This is a genomic window from Desulfothermus naphthae (assembly GCF_054657475.1).
The window spans coordinates 63286-85112 of record NZ_BAAHYQ010000003.1; the positions used below are offsets into that span (position 1 = coordinate 63286).

Here is a 21827-nt window from a genome sequence, read left to right on the forward strand (position 1 = left end):
CTTTTACTTTTTAAGGATTAAAAAATACCTTCATTGACTGCAATGTAGGATTATTTGGATTTAATTTAAGCCCTTTTTCCAGCAATTTTTTTGCTTTTTCCTTTTTGTTAATCTGGAGAAAATACCTTATTCCTATTTGATAGATACGTGTTTCATAGGGATATTTTTCTATAGCCTTATTTATAACCATTTCAATTGATGGATCCTGAATCATTGAAAGAGAATATATGTAATAGATATATATAGTCGCATTAGAATAAATTGGAACCACTTTTTTAAAGACCTCCACTGCTTTGCCATAATTTCCCTTATTTAAAAAAGAAATCGCTTTTTCTGCCTTGTTTTTTGCATCCTTAATCAACTCTGCCATGGTGATTTCTTTTCCAGAGGGGTATGGATCTGACAAAAATGACAATACCTCAACATTTCCTTTAAGGCGAAATTCTGAAGGGTTGTTTGAACCTAAGAAATTTGACTTTATTTTTATTGGCGATTTTGTCTCTATGTTTACTTTATTATCAATAAAGTTACTATATTTTATATCAACATCTCCTTTATTTATTTTTAAGGCTAACTTATTTCTTTCAAAGTTACAATTAGTTATTTTTACCTTGCCATCCTTTACTATAATGGCCGCATGAAGTTCTCTAAATGTTGAATTTGAAATTTTAGCCTGACTTATTGAATCTATTATAATTCCAAAATTCTGTTTTAAAACATATAAATTGTCAACAACAATCTTTCCTTTTACATAAATATTAGAAATACCTTTGCTTTTAAGAGTAAATATTGTCAATTTTCCTGTTTCATCCACCAAGATTTTCTTCGTACTGTTTGTATCATTTGAATGGATAAAACTTGATTTTATAGTTAAATTTCCTTGAACCTTTAAAGTAGAGTTATTCCTGAATTCAATATCCACATTGGGCCCTATCACAACATTTGAGCCAAAGGGAATAGTGCTTGTTCCATTTATAAAATATTTCCCTTTTGTTATATTTGCTACAACTATATCTGGCAATTTTTGTTCAATGAAAATTGGGAGGGAAAGAGGTCCAATTTGAACCGGTTTTGACTTATTTCCCACTTTATCCACACTTATAATCCTATAAAAGTAATCCTCACCAATTTTTACACTACTATCTGTCCACGAAAAATCTGATACTTCTGCCTTTTTTTTGTAACCAGATAAAGGCATATTACTCCTATAAATCTCAAATTTAGTTGTATCAGTATCAGTGGTAGTCCATTTAAGAACTAGGGAATCCTTATTAATAACACATGATAGGTCTTTAATCTTTTTGGGAGGAATACCATCAATCCTGACAAATGGAGGAGATTCAATCCAATCACGTCGCTCACCCTGCTCATTTTCAAGATGGACATAAATTATACCCTTTTTTAAGAAATCTCCTTCATGCACTATATACATTCCCTTGTAAATTCCATTTTGGACCTCTGCCATAGGCACCTTTTTAATAAGAGGGACGATATCAAAATAGGCCTTACCTCCAGGTGTACCTTCTAATCCAACCATAATCTTATCACCCATCTTAAAAGTTGAATTAGATACATTTGTCACCACTCTGAGGATTTTAGGTTTTTTGGCAGCAGTAGAAAAGGTTGGTATTAAACTGGATATCTTAAATGCCCAATCAAAAATTACATTTTTTATATTTACGTCTCCTTCACTACTAACAACTGAAGATACTACTGTAGCAATAGCTCCTAATGGATCCGTTGCTATGGACAATTTTTTTCTCGTTGCAGTTTCACGCCAACAACCCAATTTTTTCTGTTGAGTATATAAACAAATCTCCCCATCCATTTTGTAATATTGTGCAAAGGCAATATTAAAACTTGAAAGTCTATATACACTAATTCTCAATATTCCATCAAGATCTGGATTCTTTTTTAAAATTTTTTTTAGTTCTTTATAATTAGGGCTTTTGGAAAAATTAATCTCCCCCTTTAACCTAGATATAATATACCCTTTGCCTGACATATAATTTTTAATCACATTTTTGACCATACCCAAGGCTGATAGTTCTATCCTTTTTTTAGACATTGGTATTGGACCAATTATGGCAATCTTTCTGGGTAGTTCTTTTTCAGGAATAAAAAAAACATTTTGATTTGCACAAAATCCAATGGATAGAGATACAAAGGAAAATAAGACAATTAAAATGACAGATGAAATCTTCATAATTGGTCCCCTTTTCCAAATTATTTCATTGAAAATAAACTACTTGAATAAAATTCATTGAAAATGATGTCCATCACACTTTTTTAGTGTTGACAATCATAACAGAGTTTTGTAGCTCCAAAATCAGGTCACAATTTTTTTAACAAAATATAGTAGGTGGTGCAATGAAAAAACTAATACTCGCTGTTTTAATATCTATTATGATTTTTAGCTTTATTGAGACACTTTTTGCAGAAACTTGTAATAACTCAACGCTAAAAACTATAAATAAACATCTTCCTCAGCCCTTACCTCCAGGAACAAAAATAATATCCCAAAAAGAAGTCAATGGCATGTGTCAAACAATTTTAGAATTTAGAGGGAGAGACATCCCTTTTTATTCAACTGAGGACTTTGTTATCGTAGGACAGATGTTTAAAAACAAAAAAAACATCCCAGCAGAGGAATTGGAGTCAATAGTAAAAGATTTATTTTTGGAACACAAAAAACAATTAGATAAACTTTCTGTGTTTAACTACTCTCCTTCAAACAAAAAAACAGAACATACAATATATTTTTTCACAGACCCACTCTGTCCCTATTGCCACAGGGCTATTAAAGAAATTAAAGAACTCGCAAAAAATACTAATTCAAAGATAAAAATTATTTTATATTCTGTCCATACCCCTCAGGGAGATAGGGAAATTGAGAAGGTAATCTGCAGTAATATGGACTTAGATAGTTATATAACCACTAATTTTCCCATAAAAAAACAAATCAAAACATGTGATAGGGCGAAAAAGCTAATACAGGATATTAGTAAATTGGCAAGAGATTTAAAAATAAACTCTGTTCCAACTTTTTTCTTAGAAGACGGTACCAAGATCGTTGGAGCAAATATCTCAAGAATTAAAAGAGCAATTATATTGAATGATAAGAAAAATTAAAGTACATACTACTTATATTATTTTGTACGATTTCTTCAACTACTTTTAACCCACTGTGGGTTAAAAGTAGTTGATATTGTAAATATTACAGATTTAAGATTTATTTTTTAATTTATCTGCAATATTAACACCCAAATCTCTACACATTTTAACAGTAAGTAAATCTTCTTCCACACCTTTTTTCCATTTAATCTTCTCTCCATCCAATGCTTTAAACATCGCTCCCATGACACCTACGTTATATATACTTTTTTTGGGTAATCTTGGCTGGACAACAATAAGGCCGTGATGAAGTAAATAACTTTCTAAAATCCACTGAGTAATTTCCTGACCTCCATTTCTTAAACCTGCATGGGTCACTATAGCACCTAATTTTCCCTCTAAGAGATTCTCACACATATGCATCCACCGTGTCCTATCCATAAATATTTTTAATTTGCTGGTAACATTTCCAAAATATACAGGAGATCCTATAATTATGGCATCGGATTCTAACATCTTTTGTGCAATTATTCCCATATCATCATCTTTAATACTACATTCTGGCCTTATCAGACACTTGTTACAAGCTTTACATAATTTTATATTGTAATCCATTAATTCTATTAATTCAGTATCTATCCCTGCAGCTTTTATTGGTTCTAAAACCATATTTAACATCTTTGCGGTATTTTTTCCCTTTCTATGACTTCCATTAATAGCCAATACTTTCATAGATAATTCTCCCTTTTTGTTATACCATAGTGAGGCCACCACTTACACTTAAAACCTGTCCAGTTATAAAATTGGCTTCATCTGAGGCCAAGAACAAAACAGCATATGCAATGTCCTCTGGTTTCCCCATGCGCCTTAAAGGTATTATTTTTGCCATTGCATCAAAGATCTTTTTGTTTCTATCGCTGTCTTGTTTCATCTCATCCACCAAAGGTGTTTCTGTAGGACCAGGACATACTACATTGACTGTAATTTTATGTCTAGCAAATTCCCTTGCCATGGTCTTACTAAAGGAAATAACCGCTCCTTTTGTTCCTGAATAAACTGCCTCTCCACTACTTCCAACCCTTCCTGCATCAGAACTAATGGAAATAATTCTACCTCCACCTTTATTAATCATATCAGGGGCAACACAATAGACACAATTTAACACACCTTTATAATTTATGGAGATAATCTTATCCCAAAGATCTGGGGTGGTTTCGAGAAAGGGCTGCATCTTATCCCAACCAGCATTGTTGATAAGTATATCTATTTGACCAAATGAATCATGGACAATATTAACCATTTCTTTGACTGAAGATAGTTCTGAAACATCTGTTTTTATAGCTATTGCACTACCTCCATTATCTTTGATTTCTCTTTCACATTCTCTGGCCTCCTCTATTCTTATATCTGCAAGAGCTACTTTAGCACCCTGTTTTGCCAAAATAGTGGCAATGGCCTTTCCTATGCCTCTTCCTGCGCCAGTTACAATTGCTATTTTGTCTTTTAACTCAAACATATCTTTCCCCCTTATTTTACATATTTCCAGAAATCCGGCTCTCTTTTTTCCATAAATGCCTTACTTCCTTCAGCAGATTCCTCAGTTCCATAATATAGACTCAGTCCACCTACCCCAAGTTCTGTGATGCCTGACAAACCTTCGGTATCAGCAAGAAATGTATATTTTAACATCTTCAAAGATGTGGGACTCTTTTTTAATAATTCACTGCAGAGAAGGTCAATTTCTTCATCTAACTTTTCCTGGGGAACCACTTTATTGACAAGTCCCATTTCCAATGCCTCTTTGGCACTATATAGCTTACACAAAAACCATATCTCTTTAGCTCGTTTCATTCCAACATTTCGCCATAGTTCCCCTGTCCCAAAACCAGGATCAAAACTTCCAACCCGAGGTCCAGCCTGTCCAAGTTTTGCATTTTCTGAAGCAACTGATAAATCACAATTAACCTGCCATACATGTCCACCACCAACTGCATAACCATTTACCCTAGCTATAACAGGCTTTGGAATATGTCTTATAAGAAAGGATACTATCTGCCAGCCCACTTCTAAAGGAAGTTCTGCAATGGTCCCTTTAATATCTTCAGCACTATATCCTTTGTATCCCCCTACATCTCTAATACTCTGATCTCCACCCGTGCAAAATGCCTTGTCTCCGGCTCCAGTAAATACAACTACCCCTATATCTTTATCTGTCCAGGCCAAAATAAATGCCTTTGACAGTTCATACAAGGTAATAGGGGTGCATGCATTGTATTTCTGAGGTCTATTAATAATGATCCATGCAACCTTTCCTCTTTTTTCATAGATTACGTCGTTAAATTTGGCCATTTTCTCCCTCCCTAGGTTTTTGTCTTAATTGATTTTTTTATTAATCACCTATTATTTTATCAGCAATTATATTTTTTTGGATCTTGGATGTTCCTTGGAGTATGGTAAAGGCCCTTACATCCCTGTACATCCTCTCAACAGGATATTCTTTTATATAGCCATATCCACCATGGATTTGAAGGGCTGTATCTACCACCCTATTTGCCATTTCAGAAAGATATAGTTTTGCTATAGATGCTTCTTTAGAATAGTTTTCTCCTCTGTCTTTTTTTAGAGCAGCATTGAGCAGGAGGAATTTTCCTGCTTCAATATCCACAGCCATGTCTGAAATCATCCATCTAAGTCCTTGATTCTTACATATGGGTCTATTAAATTGAACCCTTTGTTTTGAATATTTAACAGCAAGCTCAAATGCTGCCAGGGCTATGCCATAAGATATTGCCCCATTTCCAATACGACCAAAGTCCATGGCTGAGAGCGCAATTTTTTCTCCTTGATTTTCTTGTCCCAGTAAATTTTGCGGGGGCACTTTTAGATTATCAAAAATTATTTCAGTAATATCGCAGGCCCTAAGCCCCATTTTGTCTGCACTTTCACCCTGTAAAAAACCTTCCATATCCCTTGTTACTATAAAGGCTGTGATGTTATTTCCCTTAGTTTTTGCAAACACTATAAAAACATAAGAATTTGCTCCACCTGCAATCCATCTCTTTTTCCCATTTAAAATATAGTAATCTCCTCTTTTTTTGGCAGTAGTGGAAATAGCATGTATGTCTGACCCAGCACCTTCTTCAGATAGGGCAAAGGACCCTATATACTCTCCTCTGGCCAGTTTGTTTAAATATTTTTGTTTTTGTTCCTTAGTCCCATATCTTGATATGAGTTCACAAACCTGGGAATTATGGATAGAGGTTATCAGAGCTGTTGAGGCACATGCTGAAGCAATTTCAGAGAGTGCCAGGACATATGATACAGTGTCAAGTTCCATGCCACCATATTCTTCTGAAACAACCATTCCCAGAAATCCAAGGTCTGCCATGAGTTTCAAACTTTCTTTGGGATAGATTGAATTTTCGTCTCTTTCCATGGCCTTGGGTAAAAGCTCTTTTTTTGCAAATTCCCTTGCACTTTTTTGAATGAGTAGCTGTTCCTTTGTATAAGAAAAGTCCATTCTATTCTCTCCCTGTTGTTGGCAGGCTAAATTAATCAAAAATTCCTTCAAATATTCCTGCTATGCCAAGTCCTCCACCGCCACAAATACATTCAAGACCATACTTTGCCTTTCGCCTTTTCATTTCATAAATAAGGGAAACAAGTACCCTTGTTCCAGTACAGGCTATTGGATGTCCTAAAGAAATCCCGCTACCATTTACATTTATACGAGGATAATCCTTTTCACTTAATCCCATCATTTTTATATCAGCCAGCACTTGCGCTGCAAAGGCCTCCTGGATTTCTATAAGATCCATGTCACTTAAAGATAGCCCGCTATTTTTTAAAACACTCTTTGTGGCTTCAGGCACTGCCTCATAAGTATAACGTGGGTCAGAGGCAGCCAGGGAAATAGAGACAACCTTGACAATAGGCTTTATATTTAATTTTTTTGCCTTTTCCACAGACATTAGTACAACAGCTGCAGCACCATCATTTTCTGAAGAGGAATTTCCAGCAGTGCATACACCTCCTAGAACTGGTCTTAATTTTTTCAATTTTTCTAATGAAGTATCCCATCTAGGAGTCTCATCTACTTGAACAAGGGAAACTTCCCCCTTTTTTCCTTTTATTTGAACAGGCACTACTTCTTCCTGAAATTTTCCTGTATCCCATGCAGAAGTAGCCTTTTTATGGCTTTCATATGCCCACATGTCACACTCTTCTCTGCTTATATTTTCTTTTTTAGCTGCAGTCTCAGCCCAGCTCATCATTGAAACTAAAGTGCCATATCTATCTATTGGCTGTGACATAACTCGTGCACGTTGTATTCTATCAAATAATGGAATTCCCCAAATAGATAAGTCTCCATGACCTCTTGGCATATTACCTTTTCCACCTATTCCCCATTTAATATTACCAGGAAGGTAAAACTCAGCATTACTCATGCTCTCAACCCCGCCAGCAACAACAACATCAGCCTGATTTGTTTGTATTAAGGTGGCGCCTATACGAATCACATCAAGTCCTGTGCAACATCGCCTGTCAATGGTAATGCCAGGGATATTATCAGGCCAACCTGCAGTCAAAAGGGACATACGGGCAATATTTACATATTCACCGTTTTGATAAGACTGACCCATTATTACCTCATCAACCTCCTCTGGAGAAATCCCTATTTTTTCAATAACCCTATTTAGCACAAGTGCTCCCAGAACATATGCTTCAACATCCTTTAATATTCCTCCATATCTCCCGATTGGAGTCCTTGCCCCAGTTACAATTACCACATCTCTCATCAAGTCCTCCTTAATTTTAACTCCTTAATAATCAGCCACTCCAATCTTATTGCCATCTTCATCGTAGATATACCATCCCCTTCTGGTTTTTCTCCCAAGGTGTCCAAGTCTTACTTTGCGTCTTAAAATCTCTGGAGGATACCATTTTGGGTCCTTGGTTTCTTCATAAATAGCCATAAGCGCCCCATGGGTAACATCTAAACCCACCATATCTCCTGTTTCAAATATGCCCATTTTGCGACCAGCAGCAAGTTTTAGTCCCTTGTCTATATCTTCAACAGTGCAAATACCAGCTTCCACCAATCTCATTGCCTCCATGGTTGAAGGAAAATTGATACGATTTATTATAAATCCTGGAATATCTTTTTTAACCAATATTGGCTCTTTTCCCAGGGTTCTTACAAATTCTTCTCCAAACTTAAAGGTCTCTTCACTTGTTGTCATGGCCTTAACTACTTCCACTGCTTGCATCATAGGAACAGGACTGAAGAAATGGAGTCCCAGCACTTTTTCTCTGCGATTTGTGACTGCTGCAAGTTCTGTAACTGAAATTGCACTGGTATTTGTGGCTATTATGGTCTCTTTGGGAGCTATTTTATCTATTTTTTCAAAGACCTCTTTTTTCAGATCAAGTTTTTCAAAAACTGCTTCAATTACAAGATCTGCTTGGGCCGCAGCATCGTATGAAGTAACTGGATTTATTCTTTGAATAATTGTTTCTACTGGCTCAGTTAATTTTCCTTTTTCTTTGAACTTTGACACTGACCAATGAATATTTTTCATGGCTCTATCAAGGGCATCTTTAGAGATATCACACATATAAACACTGTATCCACTTTGAGCACAGACCTGAGTAATACCACTTCCCATTAGTCCTGCTCCTACTACAAAGATATTTTTTATACCAGAAACCATAGCTTCTCCCCCTCCTTATTTAATTATATTCTTTTAAAATTTCCCTTGCTATGACCAATTTTTGGATCTCACTTGTTCCTTCATAGATCCTGGTTAAACGGACATCTCTGTAAAATCGTTCTACAGGAGAACCCTTAATATATCCCTCTCCACCATGGATTTCTAAGGCAATCCTAGCCGCCTTATTTGCCAGCTCTGTGCAAAACAACTTCACCATTGAAGCCTCTTTAATAATAGAGGTACCAAGTTTATCTCTTAACCAGGCAGCATGATATACCATTTGCCTAGCTGCATAAATTTCTGTTGCCAGCTCTGCCAGCATAAATTGAATCCCTTGAAAATTTGCAATTGGTTGTCCAAATTGGTGTCTCTGCTTGGCAAATTTAACTGAGAGTTCCAGTAGCTTTTGAGCAGCACCCATCATGCAAGCACCCATTGTGAGCCTTCCCCTATCAAGCACCTTCATGGCAGTTTTAAAGCCATATCCGATCATTTTCTCTCCTCCAATCACGTTTTCCCTTGGCACAATACAATTATCAAATATGAGCTCTGCAGTATTGGATCCTCTAAGTCCCATCTTTTTTTCCAACTTTCCCACCTTAAAGCCAGGAAAGGTCCTTTCAACAATAAAGGCAGTTATGCCACCTTTTGCCCTTTTCTTGGGATCAGTTACAGCAAAGACCGTTGCAACATCTGCTATGTCTCCATTTGTGATAAAAATTTTTGATCCATTAAGTACAAAGTAATCCCCTTTAAGCTCAGCCCTGGTCTTTATATTAGCCGCATCTGATCCAGCTTCTGGTTCAGTTAAGGCAAAACAAGCTGTCCATTCACCAGAGGCAAATTTGGGCAAATATTTTCTTTTTTGTTCTTCTGTTCCGTCTATCAAGATCCCCTGGGAACCTATGCCATTATTTGTGCCAATCCTGGTCCGAAAACATGCATTGGTTTTAGAAATTTCTTCATAGATGAGACACTCCCCTAAAGTGCCATAACCAAGTCCCCCATATTCCTTTGGGATAGAAATACCAAAGAGTCCCATCTCTCTCATCTTTTGAACAATTTCTTCTGGTATCCTATTTTCCCTCTCCACCTGAAAACTTATTGGTTCTAGCTCTTGTTCCACAAACCTTTTAACTTTGTCTTTTATTTTTTGTAAGTTCTCTGGTAACTCAAAATCCACTTTGACCTCCTAAGTCATGGCTAGTTATGCTATTTATTTTTTAAAAGCCCATTTAAAAAAAGTTTTTTCCACTGATTAGAGATCTCCTTGGGAGATTTTTCTCCTTTTGGACAGTACCATCTAATTGTCCAGTTTACACATCCGAGAAGTGCAAAACCAATAATCTTTTCATCAATATCTTCCCTAAAATAGCCTAGTTTTTTTCCTGAAGCCAAAATATTTCTCACATGGTATTCATATTTATCTCTCAAGGCCACTACATGGGCCCAAAAGCCTTTTGCATTGAATCTGTTTATTTCTCTCAAGCTAACTGTAAAGAGTTCTAAATTTTCGCATATTAGAGTAATATGGGAATCAATAATTCTCTCCAACTTTTCAACAGGAGATATGTCTGCCCTATCTATCTCTTCAATAGAACTTATAAGTCTATTCATGGTGATATCTACAATCTCTTTAAGGATATCTTCCTTTGAAGAGATGTAGTGATAGAGGGACGGCTTTTGTATGCCCATTTGTTTTGCAATATCCTGCATTGAAGTGGTGCGATACCCCTTTTCCATGAAAAGTTTAGTGGCAATTTTAATCAGTTCCTCCCGTCTACTTCCATCTTTTCTCATCTGTTAGTCTCCCTAACGTTAGTTAGAATATTTATCACAAAAAAATTAGTGAGAGTCAAGGAGGAAATTTTTTGAAAAATCCTTGAAAACAGGGGATTTTAGATAATAGTCAATTGAAATTTATTTTAAAGTATGCTAATTGCAAATTAATCATCTAGAAAAGACTATAAAATTAGTGAAATTTTTTTAATTATTAATGAGGATTAGGGGGAGTTATGAGGATATTAGAAACAGGTAAAGTAGTAGATCCCATTTATCTTTTGGGAACAAAAGAATCCAATGTGTATTTATTAGATGGAGGTGATGAAGCAGCTATTTTGGGTGGAGGAATGATATATATTGCTCCTGATGTTATAAAACAAATAGAAAATTTTCACATTAATCCCAAAAGGATAAAAAAGGCAATTATATTGCATTCCCACTTTGACCACGTTGGTATCCTACCCTATCTAAAGAAAAAGTGGCAATGGATAGAGATTATTGGTTCAAACAAGGCAAAGGAACTTCTTTCAAAGGATAAGGTTATCTCATCTATTCAATCTATGAATGAAATGATCTTGGAAAAACAAAATATGAAACAAAAGGCAAAGGAACTGGGGCTGAATTTTCCAAAACTGGAGGTTGATAAGGTAGTGTCAGAGGGAGATACCATCAAAGTTGGGAGTTTTAGTCTTAAAGTCATGGAGGTTCCAGGTCATTCTTCTTGCTCAATTGCCCTTTATGAGCCAAATTTAAAGGCCCTGTTTGCATCAGATGCAGGTGGAATACCCATGGGAGATGATGTGTTTACCGCAGCCAACTCTAATTTTGAGGAGTATATGGATAGTTTATTGAGAATGAGTAAATTAGATATAGACATTTTCTTAGCAGAACATTATGGGGCCATCACAGGTAAAGATGCAAAAAAATTTCTCGAAAAGTCCATTGAATCTGCAAAGCAAACCAGAATACTTTTAGAAGACATCTATAAAAAATATAAAGATATATCTGTGGCTACAGAGGAGGCAGTCAATGAGCTTATGCCGAAAAAGGATCAAGATTTTTTGCCAAGAGAAGTAATTTCAATTGTAGTTGGACAGATGCTAAGATATATTGGGAAGACCAGGAGTGGGAGGTCTAATTAGTGATTTCTGAATCCCTCTGACAATTAATAAATTACCCTTACGAGGGTATTGGAATTTTTTAAATTAAGATAGAAATAATTGACGAGATTCCTATTTAAGGTTAAGAGCTGAACATCAATTATTGTCCTGGAATAAAGGGTGAGGGGATATTTATGTCTAAAAAGACAAAGGGATTTGATAAATATTTAAATTTTATAAGAAATATAGGGATAATAGCCCATATTGATGCAGGAAAAACAACTCTTACTGAGAGGATTTTATATTATACCAAAAGGATTCACAAAATGGGTGAAGTCCATGAAGGGACTGCTACAATGGATTATATGCCAGAAGAGCAAGAACGAGGGATCACCATTACATCTGCCTGTACTTCCTGTCACTGGCAGGACAAACAGATAAATATTATAGACACCCCAGGTCATGTGGATTTTACAATAGAGGTTGAAAGGGCACTGAGGGTATTAGATGGGGCAGTTGGTATTTTTTGTGCCGTGGGTGGGGTAGAACCCCAGAGTGAGACTGTGTGGAAACAGTCAGAAAAATACCATGTTCCCAAAATAGCCTTTGTAAACAAAATGGATAGAATTGGAGCTGATTTTGAGAATGTCCTTTTTGAAATGAAGAAAAAATTAGGGGCAAATCCAGTTGCAGTGCAAATACCCTGGGGAGCTGGTCCAGATTTTGAGGGGATTATAGATTTAATTGAAATGAAATTTTTATGGTTTGATCCCTCAACCGAGGGTGAAAAATATGAAAAAAGAGAACTTACTAGTGAACAGAGAGAAAAGGCAGAGCTCTGGCGAGACAAACTCATTGAAAGTATATCAGAGATAGATGAATCACTTTTGGAAAAATATTTATCTGAAGAAGAATTCTCTACTTCAGAAATAAAACAAGGACTAAAAAAAGGGACTATTGAGCTCAAGCTAACGCCAGTATTTGCTGGTTCAGCCCTGAAAAATATTGGAGTTCAGCCAGTATTAGATGGGATTTGTGATTTTTTACCTTCTCCCTTAGAAGTAAAACAAATAGAAGGAATTGACCCAGATACAAAGAAAAAAAAGGTATTTCCTGTATCTTCTAAGGCTCCATTTTCAGCCCTTGTTTTTAAAATCACCATGGAATCAGGAAGACAGATGTCCCTTTTTAGGGTCTATTCTGGCACAGTAAAACCAGGTGAGACGGTTTTCAATGCAACCCAGAAGATAAAACAGAGGATTGCCAGATTATTTACCTTGCATGCAGATAGAAAAGAACGCATTGACATGGCCAGGGCTGGGGAAATTGTTGGAGCAGCAGGACTCAAAGATGTAAAGACTGGAGACACCCTTTGCTTTGAAGATAACAAGATAATCCTTGAAAGGATAAGTGATTACAAATCAGTTATATCCATTGCCCTTGAGCCAAAAAATACAGCGGAAGGAGAAAAGTTAAGAGAGGCCTTGAATAAAATGTTAAAAGAAGATCCCACCCTTTTTATGGAGGAGGACCAGGAAACTGGCCAGATAATATTGTCTGGTATGGGGGAGCTCCATCTGGAAGTTGTTCAGGACAGGCTCAAAAGAGAACATAATGTGGAGTTCAGGGCAGGCAATCCCCAGGTAGTTTACAGGGAAACCATCTCCAAACCTGCCACTGCTAAAGAAGAATTCTTAAAGGAACTTGGAGATGAGATGCACTATGGCTATGTTGAGTTAAAGGTAGAACCAATAGATAGACAGAAGGACAATAAGCTTATATTTGAGGTGGATACAGAAGCTATTCCAGAAAAATTTGTTGTTGCAACAGAAACAGCAATTAAAGATGGGTTACAGAGCGGTGTATTAAAAGGTAGCCCTGTTCAAGGTGTCAAAGTAAGTGTGTTATCTCTCGGCATTTTAAAAGAAGAGTCTTCAGAAATTGGTTATCATATGGCTGCTGGTAGTTGCCTTAAAAAGGCCCTTGACAAGGCTGGGCCTCTTTTAATGGAACCAATTATGTCAGTGGAAATATATGTACCTGAAGAGTTTGTTGGAGATGTTATATCCCTTATAGGTATGAAGGGTGGAAAGATTGAAAATATGTTTGAGAGGGGAACAGATAAGGTCGTCCATGCCCTGGCTCCACTTAGAAAACTATTTGGATTTTCAACTGATCTTAGATCTGCTACCCAGGGCAGGGCTAATTTTATAATGAAATTTGAGAAATTTGATGTACTGGAATAATTTTAAAACCAGCGCTAAGAGAGATGGTTTTATTCATAAGAAGAGTCTGGGACAAAACTTTTTAAAAGACCCTAATGTCTTGAAAAAGATAATCAGTATAATATCTCCAAGGGAGTCTGATAAAATATTAGAAATAGGCCCAGGCCAGGGAGCTTTAACAAAACACCTTATAAAAAACTGTTCTTATATTCTCACAATAGAAAAAGACTTGGAGCTCGGCTTTTTCATAAAAAAAAATTTTTTAGTAGATGTCTTAATAATGGACGCACTTGATCTTTGTTGGTCTAAAGTAAATGGAAAGTTTAATAAAATTGTGGGGAATTTACCTTATAATATAGCCACTACCCTTATCTTTGAGATGGTCTCTAATTTGCCAGATGTTGAAAAGATTGTGTTCACAGTGCAAAAGGAAGTAGCTGAAAAAATAGGTGCTAAAGTTGGCCAGAAAAAATATAATGTCCTATCTGTCTGGATACAGACATTTTGTGACGTAAAACTGGAATTTCAAATAAATCCAGGATGTTTTTTCCCTCGTCCAAAGGTTATGTCACAGGTAATTGTCTTAACTCCTAAAAAGATTTTTCTAGACAAAAAAACAAAAATAGGGTTAATAAGAACTTTAAAAATATGCTTCAAAAGTCCTAGAAAACAACTTAAAAATTTATTAAAAATTTATTGGAACGAGAAAGTCCAAGAATTTTTTGAAAAACAAAGCTTAAACAAAAGTATGCGCCCCAATATGTTAAGCTCCGAAGATTACGTAGAGCTCTCAAAGGTAATTTTTTAAATCGGTACTTGTAACTACCAATTTCTCCTTGAAAATTAAGGGATAATAGCTTGACAGAACTTTTTGATTAATATTAATATGCATCCCCTATAAAAGAAATTGAGCATAGAGTTTAGATTTAAGAAAAATTTTTAGGTAGATCCAAATATTAACAGTAAATGTCCAAACAATTAAAGGTAAAGGAGGAAAATATAATGACAAAGGCAGATCTTATTGCAAAAGTTGCTGAGTTGGCAGAAATGAAAAAATCAGAAGCAGAAAAGGCAGTTGCTGCTTGCCTTGATGCAATCAAAGAAATTTTACAGAGCGATCAAAAACTAACAATTACGGGATTTGGCACCTTTGAAGTGGTCCAGAGAAAAGAAAGAAAGGGAAGAAATCCTCAAACTGGTGAAGAAATGATTATTCCCGCAACAAAGGTTGTTAAATTTAAACCAGGAAAACTTTTAAAAGAAGCAGTAAAATAATAAAACATGATATAAGAGGATGAAGTTATGCTTCATGGTGAAACAATCCATTCAATGTTACCTCAGGATTTGCCATGGTGGAGACCAGACCATGCAATATTTTTTGGAATAGTCTATATTATATTAGTGGTTATTGGTTCAGGAGTGGGACTGGTAACCTTAAAATCATTGCTACAAGTATTAAAGGAAAAATATAAGTAACCTGACAAATTCTTTTGAGGAATCAATCGAAAAAAAAGGAGGTGAGAAAAAAATTCGCCTCCTTTTTTTTTCTTGCAAAAAAATATTTTTTTTTTTAAATTTATTTTTCTTTATGTTATTTTTTTGAAAGGGGGTGAGCTTAGTGCCAGGAGTTTTTTTAAATGATGGCGAAAATTTTGAGATTGCCATAAAGAAATTCAAAAAACAGTGTGAAAAGGCTGGAATCCTTTCAGAGTTAAAAAAGAGACAGCATTATGAAAAACCCAGTGTTAAGAGGAAAAAGAAAGAAGCTGCTGCTAGAAAAAGGCTTATGAAAAAGCTCAGAAAGGCTGGACTGATCTAGTTCTATTTTGAAAAAAAAATAGGGAAATGGTGGTGTATGGCCATTTCCTTGTTTTGATTTCCTACCAAACAAGAAGATTAACTTCCTAAGTAAACCTATAAATCCCTTAAAGTTGTATTGAAATGGAAAAAAATACCCTTGAGTTATTAGATTTTAACCTTGTTTTAAGATTGGTTTCAGATTTTTGTGTTTCAGAGACCGGCAAAAAAAAGGCACTCTCCATAATTCCCTCTGGGAATTTAGAGGATGTTAAAAGAAACTATCAAGCCTTAATCAAGGCTTTTGATTATAAAGATGAGATAATAGGACTTTCACTGGATTTCCCTTCCCTGGATGGAATATTTTCCCATGTAAATTCAGGTAAGATCCTGGATGAAGATGGTTTTTGGGCCATTTTAATTTTTTTGAGAAAGGCAGGTCAGATAAGAGATTTTATTGATAAGCTGGACCAAGAATCTAGAATTATTTTATTTAACACCTTTGAATCATTACCCTGGCCAGGTAAGTTATCTCAGGCAATAAATAGGTGCCTTGACCAAAATGGTCAGATAAAAGATCATGCCAGTCCTAATTTGGCTTCAATAAGAGGTGAAATAAGAAAGATTCAACGCCAGTGCACAAAAAAAATAAATGAATTTATTACTGAAAAAAGTATTTCAGATATGCTACAAGATGAATATCTCACTATTTCCTCAGATAGATATGTAATTGCACTTAAATCTAATTTTAAAGGCAGGATAAAGGGAATAGTTCACGACTATTCCCAGAGTGGTGAGACCTGTTATTTTGAACCCCTGTTCTTGATAGAGTTAAATAATAAACTGCAGGAACTAAGAAAGTCAGAAAGGGAAGAAATAAATAGGGTCTTAAAATACTTGACCTCCCTTTTAATAGAGGAAAAGGATAAGCTTTTAAACTTGCATGATATAATGGTAGATGTTGATATATTCAGGGCAAAGGTGCTTTTTGCAGAAAAAATCAAAGGAAATCCAGTTCACGTGGGGGATAGGCGTGTTTTCTTAAAAGATGCAAGGCATCCAATTTTATTTGTAGAACATGGCCATAAGATTGAACCTGTTGACATAATTTTAGAAGAAGACCAAAGGGCCCTTATTTTGACTGGAGGAAATTCTGGGGGTAAGACTGTTTCTCTAAAAACTTTAGGCCTTTGTTCATTGATGGCCTACAGTGGACTTCCTGTACCCTGCGCTGAAGGAACCACCCTTCCTTTTTGGAAGGATATATTTGTATTTTTAGGGGATGAACAATCCCTGCAAGAAAATTTAAGTACCTTCACTGCCCAAATCAAGAAAATTAGAGATATCTGGCCAAAAGTAGGAGAATCAACCTTAGTTTTACTAGACGAATTTGGTGCTGGTACTGACCCTTCCCAGGGTGCTGCTTTGGCTCAAGCTGTTTTAGATTGTCTGCTTGACAAAGGGGCCTGGATTTTTTCAGTTACCCATTTCCCCTCACTTAAGGCGTATGCTTTAAATCACCCTAATGTTAGGGCTGCAACAGTGCTATTTGACCCAAAAACCAAAAAACCCTTATACAAAATAGCCTATGATCAGATTGGAACATCACAGGCCCTGGATGTGGCTAAAGAATTTGGAATGCCTGATGAGATTTTGATGAGGGCTAGAGAATATCTCTTAATAGATGATGAAAAGACCAATGCAGTTATAGAAAAACTAAATGATCTTGCAGTAAAAAGAGAAGAAGAATTAAAGAAGTTACGACAAAAGGCCCTAGCCCTTGAAAATGAAAAAAAGAAATTAAGGGAAAAATATGAAAAGAATATAAGTAAACTCGTAGATGAGATAAGCAGAGCAATAAAAGAAATAGTCACCTCTTACAGGGAACAGAAAATACAGAGAAAAATGGCCTTGAAAAAATTAAAGGAATACAAAAAAACACTGCAAAAAGAAATATCATTGAGTTCTTCTTCTGAAAAAGTTGATTTAAAGGACATTAAAATAGGATCTGAATTAAAGTATATTCCCTGGTCAAAAAAAGGGAAGGTTGAACAGATAAATAAAAGAGAGTCTAAAATAAAATTGAATATCTCTGGTGTTAGTATCTGGGTAAATTGTGATGAAGTTGCTTTACTTAAATCTCAAGATAAAAAAATGGCTGAGCCTAAGGTAAATATTACACTGGATATAGATAAATCATCCTTTGCAGTGCTAGATATCAGGGGAAAAAGAGTTGATGAAGCAGAGACAATGATTATTCAATTTTTAGACAGGGCCATTTATAGAGGTCTTAAAAATGTTGAAATTATTCATGGGAGAGGTGAAGGTATTTTAAGGGCTAAGGTCAGGGAAATCCTGCGAGATTTCCCGAATGTGGAGTCCTTTTGTTTTGCCCCAGAAGATAGAGGAGGAGATGGGGTTACAATAGTTACTTTAAGGTAGCTTAAAACTCAAACTCCATAAGTTTCAGATGAATAGAGAAGTTATTCAGGAAATCAAAGATAGACTGGATATTATATCCATTGTGGAACGATATGTCCCTTTGCAGAAGGTAGGGTCCAGATTTAGAGGGCCATGTCCTTTTCATCAAGAGACAAAGCCTTCTTTTTACGTGGATCCAAATTTAGGATTTTATCACTGTTTTGGCTGTAATGCATCTGGAGATATAATTGATTTTTATTGCAAAATAAATGGATTGGAATTTTATGATGGTTTAGTTGAGTTGGCCAAAGAGGCTGGAGTAAATCTTGATTTAAAGAAAAGTAAGTCTTTTGTGCCTTCAAAAAGGAAAATCCTTTATGAGATAAATAGTATTTGTTTAGATTTTTTTAGAAAATCCCTTAAAAAAAGTTCTGATGCAATAAATTATCTCAAAGATAGAAATATCTCCCAGGAGTTAATTAATGAGTTTAAAATAGGGTATGCACCTGACATGTGGGAGTCTTTAAAAAATTACCTTATAAAAAAAGGATATGCCTTGAGTTCTTGTGTTGATGCTGGGGTAGTTGTAAAGAATGAGAAGAATAGGATCTATGATAGGTTTAGAGGCAGAATTATTTTTCCAATACTTGATATTTTAGGTAGATGCATTGGGTTTGGTGGTCGTATAATAGGGGAGGGAGAACCAAAATATCTAAATACTAGTGAAAACGAGATTTTTAAAAAGGGTGAAAATTTGTATGGTTTTTATCAGGCAAGAAGAGAGATTACCCTAAAAAAAAGTGTTATCTTGACCGAAGGGTATATTGATGTGATAAGATTACACCAGTATGGATATAAAAATTCCTGTGGGGTACTAGGCACAGCCCTTACTGAGATTCATGTAAAAAAATTATCCAGGTTCTGTCCTAAAGTGATATTGATTTTTGATGGAGACCAGGCAGGGCAAAAGGCAGCATTTAAAAGTGCCCAGCTCTTTCTAGCCCATGGTACCAAGGTAGATGTGGTAGAACTTCCAGAGGGTGAAGATATTGATACTTATCTACAAAAATATGAAAACACAGGTCTTGACAAATTGTTAAAAAACGCAAAAGAAGGTCTTGCCTTTTGCGCCAAAATGATTAAATTTTCATCTTCACCAAAGGAAATTATTAATTGGTGTAGGGAGTTTTTAAATTCCCTTGAAGATCCAGCACTGAGATCTTTTTATCTTCCCACTTTATCCAGAGAATTTGGAATCCCTGAAGCTGAGCTAATTAGAAAAAATATAGACCATGGCACTAGACATAAGATAGTACCGCAACAAAAAGTTTTATCTATTGGAGATAGGGAAGTTTTGCGTTTTGCTATCTGTTTTCCAGAATATCTGGAAGATTTAAGGGCACTAGATGTAGGCGATTATCTAAAAAGTAATTTTTCAAAGTCCCTGTGGGAAAAGCTTAACAATTGCTCTCCTGAGGAAATTTTATATAATTTAGACGATAAAGAGCGATCTTTTTACATTGAGTCCCTTTTCTTCAAAGAAAGAAATGAAGATTTTGAGAAACTTTGGACAGATTTAAAGGGATTTTTGAGTAAAAAGCAGAGGGAAAAAAAGTTAAATGAGCTAAAAAAGCAGCTTATGCGTGCTCAAATGGAACAAAATAGTGAAAAAATAAATTATTATTTTTCTCAAATAAATGAGCTTTTAAAGAACAGAGGATGATGAGTGGGTGGATGGGTGGATGGGTATATGGGTGGATGAGTGGATGCGTATATGTGTGGATGTGTATATAAGTCAGAATATCTGTATAATCAGATTAACTCATAACCCATTAACCCATAAACCCATAAACACATTAACCCATAAATTTTAATCAAAAGGGGGGCGGATGAAAAGCATAAAAGAAATTCAGCATATCAAGGCCCTGATTTCTAAAGGCAAAGAAAAAGGCTTTTTGACCTTTCAAGAATTAAACGATGCTCTCCCTTCGGATATTAATGAGCCAGAGCAAATTGAAGAGATTATTAATCTTTTCGAACAGCTTGAGATTTCTATAATCGATGAACAGACCAATAAAAAAATAGAAGTGATAAAAGATGTTGAATTAGATTTTGAAGAATTTGAGGTTGAGGAGGAAAAAGATTTGGCAGAGCCTTCAAGAAGTAGTGATCCTGTTAGAATGTATTTACATGAGATGGGACTTGTACCCCTTTTAGATAGAGAGGGAGAGGTAAGGATTGCAAAGAAGATAGAACAGGGAGAACTGGAGGTTCTATATTCTATTGCTGAGGTTCCTGTTGCAGTTGAGTATTTAATAAAAGTAGGAGAAGAATTGAAAAAAGGACAGATAAAATTAAAGGACGTGGTGAAGACAATAGAAGAAGATAACCCAACTGAAGAGGAAATGAACCAGAGAGAAAGGGTAATTTCCCTGCTTGAAGAAATTAAACAGATATATAAAAAGAAAAAACACCTTTATAAAAAGTTGGAAGACCTGTGTGTGGTAAATAAAAGGACCCGGGCCCTGGCGCAGAAATTTTTAGATTTAAAAATGGAGATAGTTGAAAGGCTAAGAGCAATAAAACTAGAGAAAAAGCTTGTGGATCAAGTTATAGAGCATGTTGAAGATTACGTCAGGCAGATGAATAATTGCAGACGAGATTATTCTGCCTACATTATTTCTGTTGGGAAGACACAGGCTGAAATAGAAGAATTGTTTGATAAATTAGATAGGCGAGAGATTAAGCCAATAGTTGCTGCTGAACAGCTCAATATGACTATTGAAGAACTCTTTTCCTTTAAAGAAATGCTAACAGCCAAGGTAGAAATTCTCAGAAGATTAGAGGAAAATTGTTGTCACGATATTAATGAGTTAGAGGATATCCTCTGGCGAATGAAGTATGGAAATGAGTATGCCATAAAGGCAAAACAGGAGTTGATCAGGGCAAATTTGCGTCTTGTTGTGAGTATAGCCAAAAAATATACTAATAGAGGACTACAATTTTTAGACTTAATTCAGGAAGGAAATATTGGTCTAATGAAGGCAGTAGATAAATTTGAATACCAGCGTGGATACAAGTTCTCCACATATGCTACTTGGTGGATAAGACAGGCAATCACAAGGGCAATTGCAGATCAGGCAAGGACGATAAGGATCCCTGTGCATATGATAGAGACTATAAACAAACTTATTCGTACCTCAAGATACCTTGTTCAGGAACTTGGCAGAGAGCCTCTTCCTGAAGAGATTGCCGAGAGAATGGACTATCCCCTGGAAAAGGTTAAAAAAGTACTCAGGATTGCCAAAGAGCCTATTTCCCTTGAAACTCCAATTGGAGATGAAGAAGATTCCAACTTAGGAGATTTTATTGAAGACAAAAAAGCAGTCGCACCAGCGGAAAAGGTTGTCCATTCAAAATTAGAGGAACAGATAAATAAAATCTTATCAGAGTTGACGCCAAGAGAAGAACAGGTTATTCGAAAGAGATTTGGTATTGGGGAAAAGTCGGATCATACCTTAGAAGAGGTAGGAAAACTTTTTAATGTAACAAGAGAGAGGATAAGACAGATAGAGGCAAAGGCGCTCAGAAAATTAAAACATCCCTCTAGGAGCCAAATTTTAAAGGCATATTATGATTTATAATTTTAAAGGTTTTGTGAACAAAATTAAGGG

General features: G+C 35.6%; 19 protein-coding genes. 10 read left to right on the plus strand and 9 right to left on the minus strand.

Annotation, left to right across the window (positions count from 1 at the left end):
- Positions 1 to 10: 10 nt before the first annotated feature.
- The gene (locus ACYQ1E_RS11810) at positions 11 to 2206 is read right to left on the minus strand and encodes a fibronectin type III domain-containing protein (RefSeq protein WP_459879530.1); all 2196 of its coding nucleotides are present in this window, start codon (positions 2204 to 2206) and stop codon (positions 11 to 13) included.
- 164 nt (positions 2207 to 2370) lie between these two features.
- Here ACYQ1E_RS11810 and ACYQ1E_RS11815 point away from each other — a divergent pair, with 164 nt between their 5' ends.
- Complete coding sequence (locus tag ACYQ1E_RS11815; protein ID WP_459879533.1) at positions 2371 to 3132, plus strand: thioredoxin fold domain-containing protein; 762 nt, start codon at positions 2371 to 2373, stop codon at positions 3130 to 3132.
- 93 nt (positions 3133 to 3225) lie between these two features.
- Here ACYQ1E_RS11815 and ACYQ1E_RS11820 read toward each other — a convergent pair whose 3' ends face one another.
- The 8 genes from ACYQ1E_RS11820 to ACYQ1E_RS11855 are packed head-to-tail and all read right to left on the minus strand — an operon-like array spanning position 3226 to position 10628.
- On the minus strand, positions 3226 to 3846 hold the full coding sequence (locus ACYQ1E_RS11820; protein WP_459879537.1) for a flavodoxin family protein: 621 nt from the start codon (positions 3844 to 3846) through the stop codon (positions 3226 to 3228).
- A 19-nt stretch (positions 3847 to 3865) separates the two neighbouring features.
- The gene (locus ACYQ1E_RS11825; protein WP_459879540.1) at positions 3866 to 4630 is read right to left on the minus strand and encodes an SDR family NAD(P)-dependent oxidoreductase; all 765 of its coding nucleotides are present in this window, start codon (positions 4628 to 4630) and stop codon (positions 3866 to 3868) included.
- An 11-nt stretch (positions 4631 to 4641) separates the two neighbouring features.
- A complete protein-coding gene (locus ACYQ1E_RS11830; protein ID WP_459879543.1) occupies positions 4642 to 5463 on the minus strand; it encodes an enoyl-CoA hydratase-related protein in 822 nt (273 codons plus the stop codon).
- 40 nt (positions 5464 to 5503) lie between these two features.
- Positions 5504 to 6634, minus strand: a complete 1131-nt coding sequence (locus tag ACYQ1E_RS11835) for an acyl-CoA dehydrogenase family protein (protein ID WP_459879545.1) — start codon at positions 6632 to 6634, stop codon at positions 5504 to 5506.
- 31 nt (positions 6635 to 6665) lie between these two features.
- Positions 6666 to 7913, minus strand: a complete 1248-nt coding sequence (locus ACYQ1E_RS11840) for a thiolase family protein (RefSeq protein WP_459879548.1) — start codon at positions 7911 to 7913, stop codon at positions 6666 to 6668.
- Between the two features lie 24 nt (positions 7914 to 7937).
- Positions 7938 to 8828, minus strand: coding sequence for a 3-hydroxyacyl-CoA dehydrogenase family protein (locus ACYQ1E_RS11845; RefSeq protein ID WP_459879551.1), 891 nt, complete (start codon positions 8826 to 8828; stop codon positions 7938 to 7940).
- A 19-nt stretch (positions 8829 to 8847) separates the two neighbouring features.
- Entirely contained in the window at positions 8848 to 10011 is a 1164-nt protein-coding gene (locus ACYQ1E_RS11850; RefSeq protein WP_459879554.1) for an acyl-CoA dehydrogenase family protein, read from the minus strand.
- Between the two features lie 29 nt (positions 10012 to 10040).
- Positions 10041 to 10628: a TetR/AcrR family transcriptional regulator gene (locus ACYQ1E_RS11855; RefSeq protein ID WP_459879558.1), complete on the minus strand. Its 588-nt coding sequence runs from the start codon at positions 10626 to 10628 to the stop codon at positions 10041 to 10043.
- Between the two features lie 215 nt (positions 10629 to 10843).
- Between ACYQ1E_RS11855 and ACYQ1E_RS11860 the strand changes: the two genes are divergently transcribed.
- From ACYQ1E_RS11860 to rpoD, 9 genes are all read left to right on the plus strand, one after another.
- Positions 10844 to 11752, plus strand: coding sequence for an MBL fold metallo-hydrolase (locus tag ACYQ1E_RS11860; RefSeq protein WP_459879561.1), 909 nt, complete (start codon positions 10844 to 10846; stop codon positions 11750 to 11752).
- 152 nt (positions 11753 to 11904) lie between these two features.
- Positions 11905 to 13956 (plus strand): elongation factor G, encoded by a 2052-nt coding sequence (gene fusA / locus ACYQ1E_RS11865; RefSeq protein WP_459879563.1) that lies wholly within the window; start codon positions 11905 to 11907, stop codon positions 13954 to 13956.
- On the plus strand, positions 13943 to 14743 hold the full coding sequence (gene rsmA / locus ACYQ1E_RS11870) for a 16S rRNA (adenine(1518)-N(6)/adenine(1519)-N(6))-dimethyltransferase RsmA (RefSeq protein WP_459879566.1): 801 nt from the start codon (positions 13943 to 13945) through the stop codon (positions 14741 to 14743). The genes fusA and rsmA overlap by 14 nt, the downstream gene beginning before the upstream one ends.
- 194 nt (positions 14744 to 14937) lie before the next feature.
- Positions 14938 to 15210: an HU family DNA-binding protein gene (locus ACYQ1E_RS11875; protein ID WP_459879569.1), complete on the plus strand. Its 273-nt coding sequence runs from the start codon at positions 14938 to 14940 to the stop codon at positions 15208 to 15210.
- Between the two features lie 27 nt (positions 15211 to 15237).
- The gene (locus ACYQ1E_RS11880) at positions 15238 to 15411 is read left to right on the plus strand and encodes a hypothetical protein (protein ID WP_459879571.1); all 174 of its coding nucleotides are present in this window, start codon (positions 15238 to 15240) and stop codon (positions 15409 to 15411) included.
- A gap of 142 nt (positions 15412 to 15553) precedes the next feature.
- Positions 15554 to 15754, plus strand: coding sequence for a 30S ribosomal protein S21 (rpsU, locus tag ACYQ1E_RS11885; RefSeq protein WP_459879574.1), 201 nt, complete (start codon positions 15554 to 15556; stop codon positions 15752 to 15754).
- Positions 15755 to 15876: 122 nt separating this feature from the next.
- The gene (locus ACYQ1E_RS11890; protein ID WP_459879576.1) at positions 15877 to 18174 is read left to right on the plus strand and encodes an endonuclease MutS2; all 2298 of its coding nucleotides are present in this window, start codon (positions 15877 to 15879) and stop codon (positions 18172 to 18174) included.
- Between the two features lie 28 nt (positions 18175 to 18202).
- Positions 18203 to 19876 (plus strand): DNA primase, encoded by a 1674-nt coding sequence (gene dnaG / locus ACYQ1E_RS11895; RefSeq protein ID WP_459879579.1) that lies wholly within the window; start codon positions 18203 to 18205, stop codon positions 19874 to 19876.
- A gap of 166 nt (positions 19877 to 20042) precedes the next feature.
- The gene (rpoD, locus tag ACYQ1E_RS11900; protein WP_459879581.1) at positions 20043 to 21797 is read left to right on the plus strand and encodes an RNA polymerase sigma factor RpoD; all 1755 of its coding nucleotides are present in this window, start codon (positions 20043 to 20045) and stop codon (positions 21795 to 21797) included.
- Positions 21798 to 21827: the final 30 nt, after the last annotated feature.

Excerpts from the sequence above, each read along its gene's own strand:
- ACYQ1E_RS11810 (WP_459879530.1), bottom strand. The coding sequence starts at position 2,206 with ATGAAGATTTCATCTGTCATTTTAATTGTCTTATTTTCCTTTGTATCT.
- ACYQ1E_RS11815 (WP_459879533.1), top strand. The coding sequence starts at position 2,371 with ATGAAAAAACTAATACTCGCTGTTTTAATATCTATTATGATTTTTAGC.
- ACYQ1E_RS11820 (WP_459879537.1), bottom strand. The coding sequence starts at position 3,846 with ATGAAAGTATTGGCTATTAATGGAAGTCATAGAAAGGGAAAAAATACC.
- ACYQ1E_RS11825 (WP_459879540.1), bottom strand. The coding sequence starts at position 4,630 with ATGTTTGAGTTAAAAGACAAAATAGCAATTGTAACTGGCGCAGGAAGA.
- ACYQ1E_RS11830 (WP_459879543.1), bottom strand. The coding sequence starts at position 5,463 with ATGGCCAAATTTAACGACGTAATCTATGAAAAAAGAGGAAAGGTTGCA.
- ACYQ1E_RS11835 (WP_459879545.1), bottom strand. The coding sequence starts at position 6,634 with ATGGACTTTTCTTATACAAAGGAACAGCTACTCATTCAAAAAAGTGCA.
- ACYQ1E_RS11840 (WP_459879548.1), bottom strand. The coding sequence starts at position 7,913 with ATGAGAGATGTGGTAATTGTAACTGGGGCAAGGACTCCAATCGGGAGA.
- ACYQ1E_RS11845 (WP_459879551.1), bottom strand. The coding sequence starts at position 8,828 with ATGGTTTCTGGTATAAAAAATATCTTTGTAGTAGGAGCAGGACTAATG.
- ACYQ1E_RS11855 (WP_459879558.1), bottom strand. The coding sequence starts at position 10,628 with ATGAGAAAAGATGGAAGTAGACGGGAGGAACTGATTAAAATTGCCACT.
- ACYQ1E_RS11860 (WP_459879561.1), top strand. The coding sequence starts at position 10,844 with ATGAGGATATTAGAAACAGGTAAAGTAGTAGATCCCATTTATCTTTTG.
- fusA (WP_459879563.1), top strand. The coding sequence starts at position 11,905 with ATGTCTAAAAAGACAAAGGGATTTGATAAATATTTAAATTTTATAAGA.
- rsmA (WP_459879566.1), top strand. The coding sequence starts at position 13,943 with ATGTACTGGAATAATTTTAAAACCAGCGCTAAGAGAGATGGTTTTATT.
- ACYQ1E_RS11875 (WP_459879569.1), top strand. The coding sequence starts at position 14,938 with ATGACAAAGGCAGATCTTATTGCAAAAGTTGCTGAGTTGGCAGAAATG.
- ACYQ1E_RS11880 (WP_459879571.1), top strand. The coding sequence starts at position 15,238 with ATGCTTCATGGTGAAACAATCCATTCAATGTTACCTCAGGATTTGCCA.
- ACYQ1E_RS11890 (WP_459879576.1), top strand. The coding sequence starts at position 15,877 with ATGGAAAAAAATACCCTTGAGTTATTAGATTTTAACCTTGTTTTAAGA.
- dnaG (WP_459879579.1), top strand. The coding sequence starts at position 18,203 with ATGAATAGAGAAGTTATTCAGGAAATCAAAGATAGACTGGATATTATA.
- rpoD (WP_459879581.1), top strand. The coding sequence starts at position 20,043 with ATGAAAAGCATAAAAGAAATTCAGCATATCAAGGCCCTGATTTCTAAA.